The following is a 22,661-nucleotide window of genomic DNA, read 5'->3' as shown; positions in this document are numbered from 1 at the left end:
CCTTTTGGCTTTGGAATATTCATTTACGCTTATTTATACGATTTTTTTCTTTCTCTTAAATAATCATATTTTCTACTGCTAATTTTTACTCCATGATGTACCAAATAGTTCGTTTCCATTAGATGATAATTCTAATACTTTCTTATTATGTACTAGAACCGACAGACAAGTTAGTTCCAACCCACTAAGATCATATAAAATCATTCCTCTGTAATTTGTTCCTGTTCCAGAATCATCAACTGTTTTCCTCCAAGCCAAAGCCTATGAGCAAAACTCCTCATATCAAGTTTATTTTCATATATTGGGTCTATTCGTAAATGTTCAATCTCCATACTTCACCATCCAATTTATATAGCTAGACTTTTTGTCATCTCAAGTAAGCTTGCAAAATTATTAACAACGTCTTTTTCTTCTACTCCAGGTCCCCAACTTACACGGACAGAGTTCTCAATTTTCTCAGTAGGAATTCCCATTGCAGCAAGAACATAACTAGGATCATAGCTCTTTGATGTACAAGCAGAGCCGTTAGATAATGCACAAAGCTGTTTTGTCAAAAGCATCAGTGCTTCTGATGAAACGTCATCAAAGCAGATATTGATTGTACTATCAACGCAATAATCCTGATCTCCATTGAGTTCATATTTCACTCCAGACTCAACAAGCAGTCTAATTATCTCTTCCTTAATTGCTTTATTCTTCTGCTCATTCTCTATATTTTCAGAGACTGCGATCTCACAAGCTTTTCCCATACCCACAACTAAAGCAACCGGAGTCGTTCCAGGTCGGATTCCATTTTCTTGATGACCTCCATAATAAACATTCGTCACCGGCGGTAACTTATAGTTCTTTCTCCTCAGAATCAGCGCACCTATGCCTTGTGGTCCTCTGAATTTATGAGCGCTAAATGAAAGCATTTCGTACTTCAGTGTTCGAAGTTCATCGATCAATTTTCCGCAACTCTGAGTGGCGTCAATGTGAAACAGGACTCCAATATCCGATAAACGTTCGCCAATTTCCTTTACCGGTTGTATAATTCCGGTCTCATTGTTCACATGCATTACTGATACGAGTAATGTGTCCTCACGTACCAGACTTATTACTTCTTCAGCCGATATTCTTCCAGATTGATCCGGATTGACAAAATCGACCTTAAATGCCTTTTTCTCAGATAAATATTTAGCCGTATTCAAGACAGCCTTATGCTCAATGGCTGTCGTTATAATATGCTTCTTCCCGCTTGTTTGGGCATAGTCTAACAGCCCCTGAATAGCAATATTATTGCTTTCTGTTGCACCACTGGTGAAAAATACCTCGTCTGAAGAAACACCGATCAAATCCGCAACTTGTTTACGGCCAGCTTCAACTTTTTTTCGCGCTGAATCTCCAAAATCATGTGTTCGGCTATCTGCATTACCCGGTGTGTTCTGATAAGCATCAATCATGGCATCAAGCACACGAGGATCTATTGGCGTTGTAGCATTATAGTCAAGATATACGCTCATCTTATTCCTCCGCTAGTTTCAATAAATCTTGAATATTCTTGATGAATCCTGTACCACACAAATGCGCTATTCCTCGTTCAAGGTTAAGCATAAAATATTTTTCGATTGTACGATCATCTGTGGGAAGCCCCATTTCGATACACCATGCTTTCATTAGTGCCTCATAGACCTCACCATATTCTCCCCCGAAAGTGTACCAAGACATCTCAAGATTGCTATCTGCTGTAATAGGGATATCTGTTGGCAATGTTTTTTCGCTGAGGGAATAACACAATGCCCATCTACATAAAACATTCCAATTCTTGATTCCAGTCTTTCCCTTAAGACGTGACAACTTTTCCTTTGATTGTTGAGACAATCTAATCTGTTTTATTATCATGCCAGCTTTGCCACCTTAAAATAACCTTTTTCAATGGAGGTACTTTTGGTATTTTCATTATAATTCAGATAGAATTCGTCACCGACATCCTTCTTCATAAGCTTGTAGTATCTATCATCAATCTCTGTATCTGTAGAAAGTATAATCGTCTGCTCGCTCGCATTAGGAAAATACGTAGTGATAAGTGATTTTCTGTGTGCCGAATCCAATCTGGACAATGGAGTATCAATAATAACTGGCAGTTTCTTTTTGGAACATTTTGCAAGTGCCCAAAGTATAGAGATGACCATTAACTGCTTTTCACCTGCTGAAAGTTTCTCCTTTGGAACACTTGTAACATTTTTATCCAGATACATAAGAGAAAGATCCGTGGAATCCATCTCAATGTGATCAATCAGGGTCTTCTTGTTGGCCAAAAGCCTATAGCACTCCGTTATCGTTGTAGCAAGCTGATTAACCTTCTTTAACTGTAACCTGGTTGCATACTGTGCCAGAAGATTTTGCGCCAGATGTGCATACTTTATTTCTCTTTCGGCATCATCTGCTGCTTCAAGAGTTCCAAGCATTTTTTCAACAGCCTTTTTAAACTCTGCTCCAGTTCTGATTGCCTCACCGTTTGCCGATTTTCTTCTTTCCTCTAATGAACTAATCTTAACTTCACAATCTATTTTCTTTTGTTCCAGTTTCTTGATCTTCTTGTAAGCTTCTTGAATACTCTTCTCATTAATGTCTACAGACAGATAGCTTTCTATTTGATCTGCTTCCTTCTGGATCTTGTCTTGTTCATCAAGAAGATTCGCCAGTTTATCTTTTGCATCAGTAAATCTAAGTGAAACTAAATCTTCAACCTGATACATAGTGCTGTCAGATAAGTTGTATATCATTTCAGTATCATTATCCTGAAGGACCTTTTCCATATACTTTAAGAATCCATCAATTGAATTGGAATGCTTCTTCTGATCGTATTCTTGATAAATTCTCTGTGCAGTTTTTGCTGCTTCAAGAGATATTTTCTTATCGGATTCATCAAAAGACTGCTCATTAATCTTCCGGATCAAACCATATACTAGTGTGAGTGGTAATTCTGATGCGGCGAGATTGATCATCTGCTCATTTCCTTTTTCGATCAAAGTCATGATCGTTGCTTTTTTCTTAAGCATTTCTTGGCGCTGCTCAATTGCTCCACCACCCATAGCTGTATAATCTACACGTGCCTTTTCGAGCTCTGCCACAACATCATTTAGCTCTGATGTCATAGATAAAAGTTCTTCATCAATCGTAGCTAATTTCTTTTCAGCAGCTTCTTTTTGATCTCTTAACGAGTCAACGTGCTTAATATCCGCATTATTGCTGGCCTTCTTTGTGAGCTTATTTATTATTCTTTTCAGATCGTTATTCAACACATCAAGTGTGTTTAGCCCAAGCATCGCACGGATAGAGTTTTTCATTTGCTCGTCCGTATCATCAACTACAAGTTCTGCTATCTTCTCTCCATCAAAAAAGAAAAAATTGGAAAGTGCACTTGGTAATAAGTTTTCAATAAACATTGGCCAGTTGTTTGTTAAAAACTCACTATATTTCCCGTCCTTTTTTACTGCGATACTCTCTTTAGTGCGCTGGCCTAGTGCATCCCATTCTCTATGAATAAGATAGACCTCAGAATCATTAGTATTCATCTGAAATTCCAACTCTATATAGCACTGCTTTGAACAATCATTTCTATTAACAAATGAACGCAAGTACTGACCATAGGATTTATATGTACTTTCTTGATACGCAAAGGAATTTGAACCGTATAAGGATAAAAGTACCGCCTCAAGGAATGTCGTTTTACCTCTACCATTAAGACCACCAATTAGTACAATTGGCTTCTGACCTTCAAAATTAAATTCGTTTGTTCCTGCATAGACTCCAAAGTTATGCATTGTCAGTCGTTTGATTATCATTTATTAAATCCTTCTCATCTTCATCGACGTAGTACTCTGCAAGTTTCTCATGCAGCTCATAAAGAAATCTCTCATCATATTTGCCGCCCATGTCTTTCTTTCTATTTATTTTTTCAGAATAGAACTGCGTTGCATCTTCTTCATTCTGGTAATAATTTGATTTTATTGAATCCTCTAGAGAATCAAGTATTCCTTTTCTCTCATTCATACTGCTCGCACGATTCTCTATATCTACAAGAGAATACATCAGTTCAAATGCGAGTTCTTCGTCCGGTGCTGATTCCTTACATACTTCCTTAAGAATATCCCACTCCTGAGCACCAAATGATTCTGAGTTCATCCACTCTGGATCATCAAACGCCTTACCAATGGCCCTCTCATATATGGTAGGCACTGAATCATCAAACTCATGCTTATCAAATACCCATATTCTTCTAATATTTCGCATTTCAGGTAAGGTTATAATCTCGAAGTCCCTGAATTCTTCTGGTCCATTAAGCTGAATGTTTTTCTGAATTTCAAGTAACCGCTCAAGCCAATGTTCTCTAACTTCCTTTTTATAAGGACCATGATAGAGCTGATGATAACTGCCTTGAATCTTTCCATTCATTCTCCGGAAGCTTCTTCGCTCACGATCCCCATCCTCATTACCAAATTCATTTCGAAAATCAAGGAGCTGTATCATCCATGCTTTTTCTTCATCGTTAGCAATCATAGCTTCCATGGATTTGTCTTTCTCTACCATTGTACAAACCCAGCATCCAAATCGACTCTTGCCACATGACGGTAAATTTTTTTCAACCATTAATGGACACTCATTATCTGCCGTTGCGCCTCTATATAAGGTTAAGAGATCCATATTGGATAAACCCCATGGATTTTTATACTGCATCAGGAACACCCAGACATCATCATCTGTCCAATCTTCCAATGGAGAAAATACGAGTTCATTTGCTAAGGTCGGATTAGGGCTAAGAAGCTCTCTAACTCTTTTTTTCTCGTAGTAGGCCATAGTCCTAGCCCTACGAGAACTTTCAGCTTTACGTGTTCCAATAACGAGGATAATCTCTCCATGCTCCGCAATTTTATTCTTTATGAAATTATTTACTGGCTGAATCTTCAATCGATCCGTACACCATCTATACTTCAGTCTCGGAAAAGGATACCCTTTGCCAATTAAATTCACCCAAAATGTATTGTCATATTCTGGAGTTAAGCGATGCATTACGAATGGTAACTTCTTTTCTCTAGATGTCTCGTTCATTACCTTAAAAGAATTCTGCACCCACTGCGATATTACAGGCGATTCAACCATCGTATCTGTATTAATCACATGTACTGTCTTATTCCTTTTATTCTCAGGAAGTCCTTCAAGTGCAAGCCAGACAAGCTGTAATATTGCTGTACTATCTTTTCCTCCTGAGTATCCAATCACCCACGGAATGTCATCTGCCAGGTATAAATTCCTTACAATCTCCATCATTCCTTCAATTAATTCTTTTGAAATGCTCATTATCTTATCCTTCTATTTCTTTTCTCAAATTTCGTTCTGCTGCTTCTTCATCTGCAGAAAGTGGAATTCCAATTTGCTGTTTGAGTACATTTGCAATCAACATTGCAGCCTTTTTATTTGTTATAATCCGTCCATTCTTACCAACGGCTCTCATAACCCATTGTTTTGCGCTTCTACTCCAATTTATATCCCGAAGTTTTTTGAGATCTTCATCCATTTTTGAAGCATCTCCTGTAAAATAGCAATTTCCAATTCTCCCCAAAGCCTGAATAACAATACTCTGTGTTGCAATATACCCCTCACGCAGATCAACCTTTGTTATCTCGTGGTTCTGAAGTTCCTCCCACTGTCGCATATTCCTAACTACTGCTTCCCAATATGAATTAAGAAAGCATTCTGACTCTGCAATGGAATTCCTTCCTATAATCGTCTTATTAGTTACATAAAATGTATTAAGAGTAAAAAGACTTGAGGAATACTTTCCAAGAATATCTTTTTCTTTGTCTGTATATGTATCCAAGAACTCAATATTGTGAACTACCTTTCTGGTAATGACCGCCATTTCATCTCTTGAATCATAAAGTTCCGCAATCGAATTTGATGTCTTAACCGCATTTTTGTTCAAATCAGTAAAAATCTGCTGACTGCGAGCAAGACCTTTATCCGCATAGAAAACTATTGAAATTGTCTCGTCTCCTAAAGTCTCATCTTCCTTGAGCGCTTCCAAAATCGCAGACTTTCGATGCTGTCCATCATTTATTAGGAACTTCGCATCCATCTCCACCTCTAATATTCCAAGTACAGAGGATTTTTCATATGGAATAAATGAATACTGTCCATCAATGGATGCAGCTAGTGCCGAGAATACATAGCTATCCCGATTATCCAAAATATATTTACTTATAACCGGTATACGAGATTCATTAATCTTGCGCTGTGCCCTATATTCCGGTGGAATGTATTCTTCTTCCGAAGCCAGGAAAAGCTTTGGCAGCATTTTTAATGGAACCATTGCAATATAATACTCTTTATCAGCCTGAACTCCCTTTACTACAGGGAACTTATACACATAATTCATCTTATTCTCCATACAAAAAAGATATACTTAAGTACCTACTTAAGTATATCCTCGTGATGGTTTTATGTCAATGAAATCTACCTAAACCGGATTGTGAACTTATCCTCAAGATTTTCTTGCTTTATCCAAGATAGTATTTCCTCATTAAGATCAGTAATCTTTGCTTTTTCGCGTGTAACAAGAGAAATGAATTGCTTAATATCGTCATTTAGATTTAGCTCTTCTTCTATCTTATCCACTTCCTCAATGCTATATTTAAAACGCATAATTTTGGTAGTGGTTGCATTGACTTTATCAGAAAGAGTACTCCAATCACCGCTGTCAGAAATATTCTCCCTTATTGCATCTATGTGACTTTTATCTGGAGCTAAACTTCCTACTGTTGCAAGTTTTCCAACTACACTATTTGTCTTTTTTCCATAAAAATCTTTCCATTCCCTGGAAAGTGCAGGATTAAGTCTACGATTAATCTGCTGTTTTGTAGTTGACAATTTATCTTCATCTACCACGCCAGCATCTATAGTCTCCTGCAGTTTCGACAAGCTATCATCAAGAAGCTGTAATGTATCATCTGATAGAGAATATCCTAGTTCTTCATGTGCATATTTTAGCTTCCGCATAGATTCATGGAAGTCTGAGGTTAATGTAGAATAATCACTATCATTTTTTGCTTTCTTTTCTGCATCTTGAATTGCAGTCTCTTTTTTATCGAGTTGAGAAAGTCTTTTTACTGTACTACTTAACTCATCTAATAGCATATTATTTTCTCACCTCCTCCAGTATATCCCGGCATTCAGCTAATTCTGCCTTCTCTGCTTTATACTCTTCCATTGATTCATCTCCATCATTTCCAGATGTAGCCTTCATCCTGCTATCAATTTCTTGATTTGATCTTTCTACATCAAGACTTGTTTTGGAAAGAAGATCTGCAAATGGCGTTAATCCAAACAAAGGATCCTTGCTCAAACGAATAAGTGATTCAACAACATTGCTACACTCCATCGCCTGTTTTCCATTTTTTATAGCGCTAAATATCATGCCTGCATTCTTACTGCATGATAAAAGCAAGGCATTATCCATTCGAACAGCAGCCCTAATATGGCTATCATTAGCGCGGTTATAGAAAGCTCTTATTGATTTAACAATATCTTTAATATCGTCCTCATCATCAACATCATCGAGGTCAATTAGTTTTTCAATAACCTCTAATTTTCCCCTAATAGCATTCGTTTCCTCATCAACAACTACTGGAACGCGATCCAAAATTTTCTTAAGATATTCACTATATAACTTTCGTTTTCTTACCGGATCATCTAACTGCAGTTCCGAGTCCTTGAATTCTAGGCCTGTATTAGTTACTTTTTTCACGGCCTTTACAAATGCTATGTAATCAAATTCGTAATTCGTTGAGGTAATTGATGTACCCTGTGGCAGATTATAGTACTGAAGCACACAGCTTCTTGCGTCTTCGCCATCACTACCACTAGTTATCTTAAGTAAATCGTTCCATGCTTTAATATGACCATTGTTAAAGTCTGGAGTTTCTCTTTTCTTTAACAATAAATCGGGGCCAAAATTATTTGGATTCTGGAAATTTTTGCAATTACCACTGAAAATAAGGCGGTAAAATTCCGCTGCAGTTGCAAACGAAAAATACTCTGCAGTTTTATCATCGTAATGAAGAATTGATTCAACAATCTTGGGTTTTATACTTTCAGTCCACCTTTGTACCCTATAAAGGTAATCTGTTCCATTTGGAAAATCCCAAGATTTATTACCTACCCCACTCCACCTTACAAATGCCTCTATTATTTTACGAGACTCAATAGATGCTGGAAGTAACACTACCGCATCACTATTCATTGTTTGTCGTTCAAAGGCCACAAGGAACTTTGATGTTGTTCCTTTAATCTTAACCATAGCATCGATCGAAACACCCTCTGTAGTCCAATCGATGACACTATACAAAAAGTCGTTTATATTCTTTCTTGCATCGTTTAATGCCCTAACATTCTTTGTAGTAGCGCCAATACTTAATCTATAGTCTTTATTTTCTATCCATTTATCTACTTCTTTTAACGCAATGGCAACCTGCTCATTTTCTTTCTCAGTGTGAGTTGATTCAGCATGTTTTTCTGGTTTATCTGGTACAAGCTTTTCCACTTTTTTTGTTTCCTGTGGCTTAGTAACAGTCTTTCCATCTATAACAGGTAAACCCAATTCTTTATATACCGGTTCAGGAATACCTGCTATATAGCGAATACCGTTTTCTTCATAAATCTCATCCGTACCATTCCCCCAAATATACATAAACTGGGTCAATCTTATTTTTGTTTCATCTTCAAGATCACTACGATTGTATATTCTATTCTGTAATTTAGGATCTATACCTTCTAGTGTAGTTCTTCTAATCGGATATCTATCCAGAGATTCAATTGAATCCTTCACATATGGTTCAATCAGATTTCTCATTATCGCTCTTGGATTTCTCTGAGTAACATCCTCCTTTCTATAAAGATAAATAATCGCATGCTTAGTAAAAGGGAAAAGATTTATACTGTTTTCCCCTAGTTTATATGTATCCCATTCCGCGCCAAGCGTAACCTCATGAATAGGGTATCTGTCAGCAGAAGCCTTATCCTTCAGCCAAGACTCAATAGTCGTAGTATCTAACGAAACTGTATTAAGGTATCTAGCGAAAAATTCGACTAATCCATCAGTATCCCCATTAAACATTTCATCAGGAACAATAATAAAGTTTTTTATTCTTCCTTTAGTGTTTGTACGGAAATTATCGCGATAATAACCATCCGCAACTCCAACTATCGAGTTGATTCTGCAAAGCTTTTTATCACCATATCCTCGTTTATTTGTCAATAGAGCATCCAATAATGAATCGTCGACTCCTGATGCCGCAGTAATATCTTCAATAAGTATAGTTAATGTCTTATTTGCTTTGTATAATTCTTGACGGATTTCCTCAATTACAGTTCTTAAATCACCAGGTTCCAGGCCTGTACAACGCTGGACTACACGCTCACGAAACTTGTTAATATATACGACAAGTTTCGCTATATACTCTTCTTTATCCAACATTTTATCAGCAATTTTTCTTGCTTTCTCATCTGCTCCTTCGTTGATCAATGCTGTTCTGAATTCCGAATCAATTTCAAGATCCGCAGGCTCAAATTCAGCTGCTCGATCATTAATTTCGAAGGTTTTATTCTCCGCAATTTTGTTGTAAATCCTATCAATTGGACCGTTGGTATCCATTAGACGATCCTTAAATGTTGAGTTCTGAAGTAATGCAATCAGATGTTTGCGATCGACATTGCTAATTATCCTTTCTTCGTCTTCTCCCCCTCTACCATCATCACTCTCTATCAGATTTATAAATGCGTAATAAATGGTATTCTTGAGTTCAAGTTCAGGTATCGTAGTAGATGCTGAAGCTAATTTTTTGTACAGATCGTGATTGGGCAGGCTTTTAATCTCATCCAATTCAACCAACTGTTTTATCGTACCTTTTAAGGTGTTATCAGCTCTTCTAATATATAAGACAATTTCATTATCTTGTTTGAGAATCTGGAGCATGGATTCAAACCAACGGATAAGATGAGACTTACCTGCTCCACTTGCTCCTTTTACAAGTACAAACTGATCATCGACCTTAATTGAAAAAACCTGCTCATATATAGCTTCTTCTGTCATCGGCTGCTTCTTATCGCTGTCATTTGGTTCAGCATGATCTAATAACAATAGATTCTTCATCGGAACATGCTTTGCCAAGAAGTCTCCCTGCGAATTATCGATTACATCAGGGAGAAAAACATCCTTATATCGTTGTCTTGCAACCTCTATATTCATTTCTTCACCCCTTTATACACAATTGATGCAATCTGATCATTAAACTGTTCAATTGACGGATATAAAATCCAGCGTTTTTTAGCATCACTTCGATATTTCAGTTCGATTTCTTTATCGTCGTGTAACTCCCTTAAGGCACTAGATAACGCAATATTCATATTACGTTCCGGCTGAAGATTTCCACTAATAATCTTTCCATATGGTTCAAACATAAGCATAAAATCATCTATTTTGTACTCTTTGTTCTTCTCCAAGTTCATCAGCCTTAATATATTTTTCACGAAAACATAGGCATTGGGCAAAAATGACATATTATTCATATATCCAAAACCGAGAAACTGAGCCCAAAAACGCCATCCTCTGATCATAGGAGCAGTAATCTGTGATCCTGTTTGCTGGGACAAAATATTCAGTAACGCATTATCTGTCAGCGGATACTTATAAATCTGCTCATTCATATTAAAAATAACATTCGTCACTTGAAAAAACTGTTCATCTTCAAATGTGTTCAACTTGGATATTGCAAAATGCCTGAAATCTTCGATATCCCTCATTTCTTCCTTTGATACAAGAGGTACAACTAAATTATCCTGTGTATCAATTATTCTTAATTCTGATGCAGCCTTGAATATAGCTGAGAAATAAGACGTACCTTCATATATCTCAGCCGGCTCCATCATGGATTGAATTTCAGCTCGGGTTATCTCTTTTCTACTAGTTACTATTTTGTATAAAGAAAATACTCTGGCAGGTATTGCTTCAGTAACCATATTTCCAGTAAACATTTACTATCGCCGCCCTATCTAATAACAGTTCCACTAACCAGATCTGATAAATGCTTTCCACTCGATGTTGCTACGCAGAAATCTCGGTCTGATACGTGAATAACATGTTTGTATTTATTTAATGCCCTGTATATAATTTGATATTGCTTCCTTGCGAGTTCATCGTCAGCACTATATACAGCCATTATTAACCCTGAAATGTAAAAACCATTATCTCTCGCCTGTAAATCCTTAAATTCAGCGTAGTTCATCATATTAATTTCTGGATTACTTGTCCTTTCTAATCTCTCCTCGTCGTCACATACAACCACATCCGGATTATAGTTCTCTAAAACATCGCTAAGCTTATCTGTTGTTATGATTAACGCTTCGTTTGTATCTGAGAAAAATTCTGCAATCTCTGCCGAGATTTCCTTCTCTGGTCCAGTAACACTAATAAGGAGTGGAAATCTGTTTATCTCATCAGCCTTCACAGTTTCATGCGCGTTACATCCGGAACAATGCTCTGATACAAGTGGATATGTTTCATAAAACATTCCGGACCAACAAAGTCTTTCATTTTTCTCAATGGCTTCATTCATTAAAGAAAATCCTCTCAAAGCCTTATTGGATTCCATTTCACGAATTTCATCAAACAACTTATATGATTGATCATTCTCCTGGACGATTAATTCATTTCGAACTTTAATCGTAAAAATGTATCGATTTCCTTGGTCAAGATCCAATCCAACAATATCAATCAACTCATATCTACTTAATAGCAGCAGAACATTTATATTCCACTTTTCATCAGTGTCATTTCCTTCTTCAAAATAATTAATCTTGTTGTAATTAGGTTTTGTGGAAGCCATGATTGCAATACGATCACCCAGCCACTGATTTACCGGGTTATGCAGCATGCTCCACCATCTCCCCCATAACTTAGGAGTTGTCAGAACCTTACTTAAATGATCTGTGGCAGAGCTAATATCCTCATCCGATACGCACATAACACTTAAACAGTTCAATCCATCACGACCACCTCGTCCTAACTCTTGATAATATGAATCAGGGCTTTCTGGCACATATAAGTGAATGACCGATCTTACATCTGGTTTATCTACCCCGACACCAAAAGCCGATGTTGCGACCATCAACTCGTATTCATTATTTGACCATTGCTCAATCAGTTCATTTCGTTCAGCAGATTTTGTCTCTCCAGTAAAAGTTCGAACATTTCCATATCCTTCTGACTCCAGAAACGCCTTCCACTTCTTTGCTTCATAGGGCGCGTTCACGTAAATAATCATTGGTCTAGGAAGCATATTCACCAGGGTAAGGACCTTTTTCTTTTTATCTGAATAACTATTTACTTTTTCGAAAATAAAATGCGGTTCTTTACGAAGAGAGTCACACCGGATCTCTAGCCACTTCTCGTCTTCCGAAAACATTCTTTTAAGATTCTTAACTGTATCATCTTGGAATGTTGCCGAAAGTAAAAATGTACGAATCTCTGGTGTCGTCTTTAATAATTCATTTCGCCATGGACTAAGGCATTGATAATCTACTCTGAAAAAATCTCCCCAAGCAACTACGATATGTGCCTCATCAATAACAAGATTTTTTATATATTTTCTCTCATTAGCTTCACTAATAAGTTTCTGAAACTGCTCATTTTTAATTAGCGCTTCTGGTGAAATAAAAAGCAGCTTTGCTGTTTTGCTTCGTATTGCATTTGATATATCCGAAAAATTCTTTATACCGCTGTAATAACAGAATATTTCTTTATCTTTAGATGTCTTAATATTCTTTTTTCCAACACGTTCCTGATCAATCGCAAGCGAAACAGTTGGCACTACTACAATAGTCAGCCCCTCTTTCTCATACGCGAGGGTTTGAGTTACAAGACTTTTTCCTCCACCCGTAGGCATAGAAATCAACGATGTGTACCCTGATGGAGTATTCAATCCTCCATAAACACATAGTTTCTGTTCTAGTGACTTAAAATACTTAAATCCCATTATGGATTCCACGTAAGCATTTGTTTTGAGAAGATATTTTGTTTTATTAATAGGCTCTTCTGTTCCAACATCAATAAATGCATCTCTAACAAAAGACTGATGCTTAACGAATTCAGGAATGTCATAGGCGGCATAGAAATTCCCATTTGTAGCGTCTTTATATATTCCAAAAGGATTATCATTCGGGATATCCACATTTGTCACTGCAATAGAAGTTTGAAATGCAATTAGGAAATTGCGTAACGAAACCATATAATCCGCATAACCACATGACTTGTTTATAAAAGCCTTCTTTGTATTGATCAGCCTACGTGCCGCATTATAAAGAAATGATTCTACTGATGAATCCAAAGATTCTTCTAATGGAAAATCCTTGTTCGTGGAATCGTTTATGATATTTTCTACAAGCTTTACAATATCTTTTTTATTCATCACTTTACCAACCACATGAAGCAAGCTGCCTCTAACCTAACAATTGGGTTTTCCAAGCTCTCATAAATGAGCTCATACTGTCGTTTTAGATCCTCGATAGACTCATCAGTAGATATCCCAAAATATCGTTCTCTTGACTCTTTGGTCGACATGATCTGATCAATCATTTCACGAGCGCCTTCTAAATCAGAATCTTTATCAAATCTCATTCTGGCTTTCTTAGAAGCTATTCCCCTGCTCTTCTTAACCATTTTTTTCCAATGTTCTTCATCATACTGAGCCTTAAACCATTCAAGGTTACTTGCACTAAAACGTCTCGAAATATGTAACAGGCCATCTGACAAGCCTCGCCTGCCAAGATGATCAATATCATTAGATTTATTAAAGTAACCAAGCTTACATATTCTCCTATGTTCCGATATTACTGTCTTCTCAGGCACTTCAGAATATACTGTAAAGGCTACAGGAACAACCTGAAGAGAGCTAGAAAGATACTGCCTAAATTGTCCTAAAGCAAATAATGAGACACCTTGTTCAATCAGTGCTCTTTCATTTGGCTCAATCGAATACGTATAAACAAATCCTTTCCAATCAACACTCGATTGCGCTGCAACCGCTGTACACATTCCACGATAGGAATGCATTGCATTATCCACAATACAATCAAATATTTCATCGCCCGGAGCATAGAAATGAATGTAGTCATTCTTAATAGCCGTATCTCGGTCGAAAGATCCTTTAATCATACGATCAGAATGCGTTGTATTTTTCTCAGTTCGTTCTTCAAGAACTCGCTGAACGCGAATTGCAACCTCATTTTGTTTTTTGGACATATAACGATCCCAGTTCGGCGGAATCAAAAATGAATTTTGCGCCGATCTGATTGAGAAGTTATGCTCATCGAATGACACTAAATCGTTTTCTCCACCATGGCTCAATGCGCCAAATCCCGCCAAAGATGCCCAACTCATCATCGTATTTGCAAAAAGCTTATTTTCATTAAACTGATAACTGGATAGCAATTTCTTTAACTGTATATACAGCGGCTTAAACCGAAGAGCTGCTGTGTCAAAGATCTGTTCTTTATGCACACTTTCACGCATTGAATTTGACTCTTCTATAAGTTCCGGAACAAGCCTATATAATCCATATTCAAAGTCATTATTTATAGACTCGACTATTTTCTGATTTATGTCGTTCATAATAATTTCAAGTCCACTTAATGACTGACTGAATACATTTAGTCCTTCATTCCATAATTTGAACAATTGATCTTCATAACTGTTAAGAGAATGAATTACTACAGATGTAACCGGCTTTTCAACATCTCGGCCCATTCTATCTAATCTACCGATTCTTTGTTCAATGGTATTAATATTCCATGGTAAATCGATATGAACAACATAATCAGCAATTTGCAAGTTTCGGCCTTCACCACCAGTCTTATCGCAAATAAGAATCTTACAATCTGGCTCAGACTGGAATCGATATATATTAATCTCATTCTCTGCCTTGTCTATACTTGCCCCAAAACAAGTCACCTCATCGCCAAAGGCTGACTGAAGTGTTTTGCAGAAAACTTCAAAAGTTTCTGGTTGATCAGTAAAGATTACTGTCTTTTTCCCAAAAAGCTCCGTGTCAATAAAATCAATAAGTTTCAATAGTCTTGATGGATGCGCATCCACATTATCCATTGCATTCGCTAAATCATGATAAACTTCATCTTCATCCTCTAACCATCTTTTAGCACTTTTAAGTACGTTCTCAGGAATCGAATCATCATGTTTTTGGACCACTTCCAATCTTGCCACATACGCCCAGGGCGAACTGAAGAAAGCCTCCAGAAGCGGCTGTATCTCACTAGTTATTCTTTTGCCACCTAAACTCGATTGCTGTGTTACAATCCACTCCGTGAGTGTTCTATATGCTTCGTTCTCATAATATGTATTTTCTTCATCGATTGTGTATATTACTTCCTCCAACTTACGTTCAGAAAATTCACCATCTGGATCGCTTGGATACACTCCAAGAACTGCTCTTCTACCACGAATAATATTGCGTTCAATCTGATAGTTATCGCAAATATATGAAATGATTACTTGAATCGAATAAATTCCAAAGTCTTCCGCTGAAGTATCTACTGCCTCTATCATTTCTGATAATTTAGGATCATCAACTATACTACCAAGGCTATCCAGGTTGTCTTCAATTTCCTCTAAGCCATCCTGGACATCCTCATCTTCATGAGGATCATCACCCTCTACCTCAGGCAAAATCTCATTTTTAAAACTATCTACTTCATCAAGTAACTCATGTGTCAGCCTTGATATCTTATTTTGCTTTTCAACAAGTACAAAAAAATCTTCCAATGTGACAAGATCATACTTGTCTGGAAGAATTAGCCTCAGCAGTGACAAATACTCACTTTGACGCTGCTGAATTGGAGTTGCGCTTAGAAGAATAATGTTTTCCGCATTAGTGCTAAGCTTATGAACCTTCTTATACGCCTGATCCCTATTTAAGTAATTATGAACCTCATCTACTACAACAAAATCCCACTTCTGCTGTTCAATTTTTTCAGAAATATCTTCTACTGCGATTAGTTGAACATTGTTCCCGTTTTCATTCTCACCTTCAATAATACCAAACTTGAAAAGCAGTTCAGTTCTCCACTGTGCGACTAATACACGTGGAACTGTTATAAGCACTTTTCTCTCAGCTTTATTACTTAAATAGATTTTTAATACGGAACATGCCTCAATGGTTTTCCCAAGACCAACTTCGTCCGCAAGCATATATCTGCAACGTTCACTTTGAAGGCACTGCATAATTGTATTCAACTGAAATGCTTTTAAATAGATCTTGCATCCTGCTAAATCCTTGAAACCAAACATGGAATTATCAAGGACATTCATCGTTTCTTTAACGATCTGACGGCCCAAATACCAACAAGGATTTTGAAATTCATAATTCTGAAGCTGATGCTCAGGATTAGCGCTTCCAGCGAAGAATGACGCTGTTATCTGTGTTTCATCAACATGTATGAACTCTTTGGTATCATTAGTTTGAAGATAATACTCTGCAAGCTCATCTTTCTGCGTTTTATATTCAATGATCGTTGCTTCTCTACGACCATACTTTACAACTGCTCCCTTAAATAAGTGACAATGGTCAAGCATTTCCAAAGGAGCTTCTTCAACATCGTCTGGAATATATTCGAAATATTTTTTATAACCAAATGGGTCATAGAATTTTATATGTGCGCATTCATTAAACTCATCTACACTGACCACTTTACCTGTAGCAAATAGTCTTGGATTATCCGGATATTCCCTGTCAATAGGGCATCTTACATACATTCCCTCTTTGAGCATGTTCCATCTCTCCTTTTACTTTTTCTTTACACCATAAACCTCAATACATATTTCTTTATCTGCGCATTTGTCACATAAGCCGTTAAGCGTTCTGTGGAATCTTTCCTCTTCAAAATGTGTGTCTGCTAAAGTGTGGTCCACTTCTTCCTGTGTTGAGCTTTTGAATATTTCCTGAAATCCTGCATCAGCATTCTTTCCCACTGGCACACTCAGAAATTCTTCACGCTTTGTCATAAACTCTGTATCGCTAGTCTTAAGTGGCGTAAACTTCCCATACTTTGCAGCATATTTTTTCAAATAGCCATTTGTTTCATTAATCACATCAAGAACATCCAAATGACTAATGAATGGAAAATCGCCGCACAGTTCATCCATCTGCTCGACCAGATATGCATTAACTACATTTTTTACGTATGTCTTGCCAGAAAAATGTCTTTTAGCTCTATTCTCTAAAACTATTGTCAAATACATCCTCATAAGGAATTCATCCTTATATATGGATTTATCTTCAATTACAGAATCAAGTAAGAAGCGATACTTACAAAGTCTGAATTTCATCAAATCATACTGAGTAAAGCTTTTACCGGTTGGGTTTTCGATTTCTATATAAGAAGCATCCTTCCTATAATTATTGACCGCTCCAGGTACATATGGCCTAATATCTGCATTCAATACACGAAGCAAATAATACAATTCATTTTCCGTATTATTCTCATTTTTGATATAACTGAGTTTAATTTTGCATTTGCTGAATCCAAGGCCATAAACTAAGGCATACCTTCTGAAGTTCTTATACTCCAATCGTGAAGTTATATATACCTGGTATTTCCAGTCTACAGGAGCTTGAGCCACTTCAAAAAATGCTATATCTAATGGCCAAGGGAACTCATCCCTATGCGTAATACTCATGTCTTGATCTGATAAACACGCAAAGTGATATATCTTTTCATGGTTTAATGCATTCTTCCTCAAGACATCACCATCAATCTGCTCGAAGTTTCTTACAATCCAGTTTGCACCTTTACCTTCAACTGGAACCTGCTGTAAGTACAACTGCATAGTTTCTCTTAGACATTCAAAAGATGCACTAGCCTCAATGGAATTAACTTCGTTTAATCTCGCAAGTACTCTAACAACAATATCCTTAAATTCCTCATCTAAATCTTCTTTATCCAGAACTTTGTTTACTAATACATCAGCAATTTTCTTATAAAACTTTTTGAAGTCATTTTGCTGATCATTAAAATCAGCAAAGAACTGCTCTGCTATCGAGTTCAATTCTTTTAATGCAGATATCAAACAATCCAGTTCTTCTTCCGTCACATTGAAATAATCAAGCCTTTTAAGATCCGCTCTATAATCATCAAGATCCAAAGATCTCTTAAGGTTTTTCAACTTTTTGATCATACCTTTGATGGTTGTCTCTTTTGATATATAAAAGCGGCATCTATCAAAAATAGAAACTAACGCCCCACTATGTTCTTCAGCAATAATGCCACAGGATAAGCATTCAAAAATATCATTAATATCCCTAATGAGCATGGTATTAGATTCAGGATCCCACATATTAGTGATAGAAATGAAAAAATGTCCTATTGGATAATCAAGGAATTCTCTTTCTCCAAATTGTTCTGGAAAGTATATTTTTAGGATCTGATTAACACCACTATTGGCAGAATATATCTGTTCATCCATATAGTAGAGTGCAGGATGCCTAAATTCATCTGCTTCTCGTTTCTTGGAAGCTTCTTCAAATCTTTTTGCAATATATCCCGCAATTTCTGTTTGATTGTCAAATTCAGTCACTTCTATTTTTTTCGACAGATCAATAGCAGCAGTACTTCCAGCTATCATGGCTGCCATATTATCGGCAACAATTCCTCCCTCAAACTCCTGGCTATCATTATTAAAGTTCTGCGCGGAAAGATTTACCTTTGATTCAAACCATGAATACACATTCAGCCATGTCTGGTACACATTCTTATAATCCGGCTGGTAATTAAATAAAATGATTACATTCTTATACTTGCTCAAGACTTCAATCGTCTTGAGCATTATAGGTGTGAACTGATGAATACCATGAATTACGATATTCTCCTTATTGATGTCGGAGCAATCTCTTTCACTTTTGCCTAACGCATCCTTAATAGTCTGTGCAATAGCTCTATCTACTACTTCTTTCGAGAAATCATTTTTCAAGCAGAATAAGCTATTATTTGTTGCTATTATTTCCTTATACAGTCCAACGATGCACTTTTGCTCATAAGTCAAACAATCAATCCGAATGTTATCTGGATTCATCCCTAATTCGAACATTATACGAATGCTTTGCAAAACATATCTTCTGTTCCGCTTAAGAGAAGTTTTTATATCTTCTTCGCTTAAATCATCTTCTACATAATCACGAAAACTCATGTATTCGATGGCATTGTCAATAAAAGCTCTTTGGCTTATTTCAATCGCATCGCTTTCCCAATCAAGATATAGGTTATTAATAAACCTATTCATTGTTGTCAGCTTACCCTTATAAAAATCTCTATACTGATCACATAATCCATTCACCAATGTCTGAGAAACACATAGATGAAAAGAATTCTTGATTAACGCCCAGTACTGTTCTCTATTGATCTTATAAGGATTGCTATATGTATAGATAATTATTGCCATTATTCTGCAACCTCCATATAGTTTGCCCAGCAGTCCTCTACATCCGAATCCAGATCCTTAATCCACACAAAATTACGAATTGCTCTTGTCAATGCCACGTACAAAACTCTGGATTCTTCCTGAAGTTTCTCCTTAATTTCCATACCTTCATCGAAATCATTATTATGTTCTGTCCCGACATTTTTTATCGCCAAGCCATAGCTTACTTTTCCATTAATGTAATTTACGTTCAGACCACCAACATTAATATTTGATATGTCTTCATTCGTGAATGGTATGATTACTGTTCCATACTCCAAGCCTTTAGATTTATGGATAGTTGTACAAATCACCTGAATATCTTCTGATGTATTTGCTGTGCTCCTGGATGCTTCTTCCTGATAAGTCGTAACGTTTATCTTGAGGAATTCTAAAGCTTTGTTGATTGTCAAATATTCCCTAACATACTTAGAGGTAATCTTCTCGATTAAACATTCATAATTTTGCCTATAAGTTGTTTGATCATCTTTTTCTTTAAAATGAGTCCACGGTTTAACCGCTTCGTAAATATCTCTGAGCACAACAAGAACAGGTCTAGATTCAAAGTCCGTAATCAGCTGGCTCCAAGTCTTCCCCATGCAAAGCATAAAATATTCATCTAATAACCTGATCATTTCATTCTTTTTTTCTTCCCTATATTTTCCAGCAATACCAATCATTTTGAGTGGCAACGAAACATAGTTTGACATAATCAGATTTGTTAAATACAATTCGTTTCTCGGATGAGTAATTGCCATAACAAGCTTATATAAGTCTCTTGTCGATGGTAATCTATATAAGGCTCCTCCTTCAGTAACCTTAATTGAAATACCCTTCTTTTCTGCTTCTTTGACAATATCTCTAGTCTGCCAGTTGTATCTAACCAAGATCGCTATAGTTTTTTCTTCTTTTGATAACTTCTCGTGCTGACTTAATTCATTCAGTTCACTTACTTGATTACTTATTTCTTCAAAGAAATCTTGATAGAATACCTCTTTGTCCTTAAAATGTGTTTCGATTTTACGAACCAATTGATCTTCCGAATGTTCTTTAGTAATCTGGCTCGCCAATCGATCATTTTCTTCATCATATGGAAGTAAATTCTGTAGTCCCATCTGTGTAAATACACAATGGAACTGATCAAGTACGCGCCGATCGGTTCTATAATTTCTATTCAGAGAATAGAATTCCCATGTCTCTCTTCCATCCACATCTACTGCCTTTTCAAAGGCACTTAATGTTGCTCCTCTAAATCTATAAATGCTTTGCTTCAAATCTCCAACAATAAACAAATTGCATTGCTGACCAAATAAGTGCTGCAGTCCAGTAATCGTTTCTATTTGAACATCATCGGTATCCTGAAACTCATCGACAAAAACATATTTATACTCGTGTCCTTGCTTCATAAGTTTCTGGTTCTTTACTAGATCATTTATCTGAATCATGCATTCTCTCAACCCGATAAGATTTGATGATTTCAAAGATGCTGCATAATCCTTTTCTGCTTTTATAATCACTTCATCAACCAGTTCATTGAAGTATGGAAGAATGCTTGTTGGTTCTCCAAAAGATTTCGAAGAAAGCTTTTTTATATCAATGCTCCGGTCATACAACTTATCGCAGAATTCAATTAGTAATTCTTCAAGGCGATATGTTGGTAGAGTCAATTGCTGTGCAAAATAAGGATTTTCTTCACTCTTTGCACTCAGGAACTGGTTTAAATAATAGTGATATAGTTCTTTTCGATTATATGTTTCACTGGAAACCTGACTATCATAACCAAGCCCCATTCTCATGCAGTCTCTTTGTAACAATGAAACAGCAAATTTATGGATCGTCGATATCTGTATCTGACTCATATCCTCAATTAGATGCATGTACTTCTCATTTGAAGTAAGAACGAAGTAATTCATAAGCATCTTCTTGAGTCTGACCTTCATATTATATGCAGCATCGTTTGTGAATGTTATCATCGCAATATCTCCGACAATATCAACAACCTCATCGGCTGTTTTATTACACAAAAATGCTATTCTCGAAACCATCGAGAATGTTTTTCCCGTACCAGCACCAGCAGTAACAAGAATATTTTTATCGCATGGAGCATGCTCAATCTCGTACTGTTGAAAATTGAATGCAGAAATAGTAGATATTTTTTTCAAGATTTCCTTTGTATCTGGAGTACACTCGCCTTCTTCCACTAATATATCTTTACTTACTAAACTGCTAATATTTGATACTACCTCAATCTCAAAATTGAATATCCCAAAATGCTGCCCAGTAGTCTCAACGGAATTATCTTTTCTTCCAATAGACAGATTTCCCTTAGCAAGATGTATATTTCGATTCTGGAATTTAACCTTTAACGCATCAACCAGTAAAGTCATCGATTGCATTGATGGTACAAAAACAATTTCTTTAATTCCGGAAAAGTATTCTTCTACAAGCTCATCTACATTCTGTGTGGTTAATTCATTTGTAAAAATTCTAAGCCGAGAGTATCCAGGATTTAATATTTTCTCGTCATTCTTAAGATCATAATTGGGTTCAAAATGATGACGAATCAAAGCAAATCTTTTTGTAGAAAGCTTATCATGTTTAGCTCCCTTATCGACATTGTACCGATCCATGAATTTCTGAAAGAGAAGTGAAGTATCATTAAGATCCTCCTCAAATAATGTCTCATTCTCTTCAGAAACAACATTCAATCCTTTTTCTAAGTATTGAGTTTTTGAAATGAGTGGATAGCACACAAGACTCATTACAAGTGGGTTCATACCAAGCTCTTTTTGGATCTTCTTAAGTAGATCGAATCTATATCCACGAGCTTGACCTCTTGGACTATCTTCAGGATTTTCTTTTCCCTCCAAGATAATTGTGGTTTGATCCACTACTGTTAAAACACTAGACGGACTCCACCCCTTAACTTCAACAATAAACAATCCTATCTCAGGAGCCATTACGCAAAAATCATATTCACGTCCATTAACGCTTCTAGTGTTGTAAACCACCCAATTTTGAGGGAGATTTGCACCAAAGGCATTCCATACTTTTATCTCCCCTTCATATTTGGGTTCCTTATCTATCAGTTTAGCCATGA

Annotated in this window: 13 protein-coding genes; all 13 read right to left on the bottom strand. The window is 36.5% G+C overall.

Translation table 11 applies throughout. From position 1 onward, the window contains the following. Positions 1-200: 200 nt before the first annotated feature. On the bottom strand, positions 201-332 hold the full coding sequence (locus tag I6751_RS13970) for a hypothetical protein (RefSeq protein WP_269140825.1): 132 nt from the start codon (positions 330-332) through the stop codon (positions 201-203). Between the two features lie 15 nt (positions 333-347). Continuing rightward, complete coding sequence (locus tag I6751_RS01240; RefSeq protein WP_196598968.1) at positions 348-1,502, bottom strand: cysteine desulfurase family protein; 1,155 nt, start codon at positions 1,500-1,502, stop codon at positions 348-350. A gap of 1 nt (position 1,503) precedes the next feature. Continuing rightward, positions 1,504-1,860 (bottom strand): DNA sulfur modification protein DndE, encoded by a 357-nt coding sequence (gene dndE, locus I6751_RS01235; protein WP_231038018.1) that lies wholly within the window; start codon positions 1,858-1,860, stop codon positions 1,504-1,506. A 17-nt stretch (positions 1,861-1,877) separates the two neighbouring features. Further along, positions 1,878-3,827: a DNA sulfur modification protein DndD gene (dndD, locus tag I6751_RS01230; RefSeq protein WP_196598966.1), complete on the bottom strand. Its 1,950-nt coding sequence runs from the start codon at positions 3,825-3,827 to the stop codon at positions 1,878-1,880. Continuing rightward, positions 3,799-5,340 (bottom strand): DNA phosphorothioation system sulfurtransferase DndC, encoded by a 1,542-nt coding sequence (gene dndC, locus I6751_RS01225; RefSeq protein WP_196598965.1) that lies wholly within the window; start codon positions 5,338-5,340, stop codon positions 3,799-3,801. Before dndC ends, dndD begins: the two co-directional genes overlap by 29 nt. A 4-nt stretch (positions 5,341-5,344) precedes the next feature. Continuing rightward, on the bottom strand, positions 5,345-6,418 hold the full coding sequence (dndB, locus tag I6751_RS01220; RefSeq protein WP_196598964.1) for a DNA sulfur modification protein DndB: 1,074 nt from the start codon (positions 6,416-6,418) through the stop codon (positions 5,345-5,347). 77 nt (positions 6,419-6,495) lie between these two features. Continuing rightward, positions 6,496-7,176, bottom strand: a complete 681-nt coding sequence (locus I6751_RS01215; RefSeq protein WP_196598963.1) for a hypothetical protein — start codon at positions 7,174-7,176, stop codon at positions 6,496-6,498. Between the two features lies 1 nt (position 7,177). Beyond that, a complete protein-coding gene (locus I6751_RS01210) occupies positions 7,178-10,285 on the bottom strand; it encodes an ATP-binding protein (RefSeq protein ID WP_196598962.1) in 3,108 nt (1,035 codons plus the stop codon). Continuing rightward, a complete protein-coding gene (locus I6751_RS01205) occupies positions 10,282-11,070 on the bottom strand; it encodes a hypothetical protein (RefSeq protein ID WP_196598961.1) in 789 nt (262 codons plus the stop codon). Before I6751_RS01205 ends, I6751_RS01210 begins: the two co-directional genes overlap by 4 nt. A 14-nt stretch (positions 11,071-11,084) precedes the next feature. Then, positions 11,085-13,502, bottom strand: a complete 2,418-nt coding sequence (locus I6751_RS01200; protein ID WP_196598960.1) for a DEAD/DEAH box helicase — start codon at positions 13,500-13,502, stop codon at positions 11,085-11,087. Further along, the gene (locus I6751_RS01195; protein ID WP_196598959.1) at positions 13,502-16,876 is read right to left on the bottom strand and encodes an SNF2-related protein; all 3,375 of its coding nucleotides are present in this window, start codon (positions 16,874-16,876) and stop codon (positions 13,502-13,504) included. The genes I6751_RS01200 and I6751_RS01195 overlap by 1 nt, the downstream gene beginning before the upstream one ends. Positions 16,877-16,891: 15 nt before the next feature. Then, positions 16,892-19,543 carry a hypothetical protein gene (locus I6751_RS01190; RefSeq protein WP_196598958.1) on the bottom strand — a complete coding sequence of 884 codons (2,652 nt, stop codon included), beginning with the start codon at positions 19,541-19,543 and terminating at the stop codon, positions 16,892-16,894. Continuing rightward, positions 19,543-22,659 (bottom strand): UvrD-helicase domain-containing protein, encoded by a 3,117-nt coding sequence (locus I6751_RS01185; protein ID WP_196598957.1) that lies wholly within the window; start codon positions 22,657-22,659, stop codon positions 19,543-19,545. Before I6751_RS01185 ends, I6751_RS01190 begins: the two co-directional genes overlap by 1 nt. Positions 22,660-22,661: the final 2 nt, after the last annotated feature.

The organism is Pectinatus frisingensis, from assembly GCF_015732285.1.
Classification (GTDB): Bacteria; Bacillota; Negativicutes; order Selenomonadales; family Selenomonadaceae; genus Pectinatus; species Pectinatus frisingensis.
Note: the sequence above shows the minus strand (reverse complement) of the source record. Positions and strands in the feature narration are given on the sequence as shown.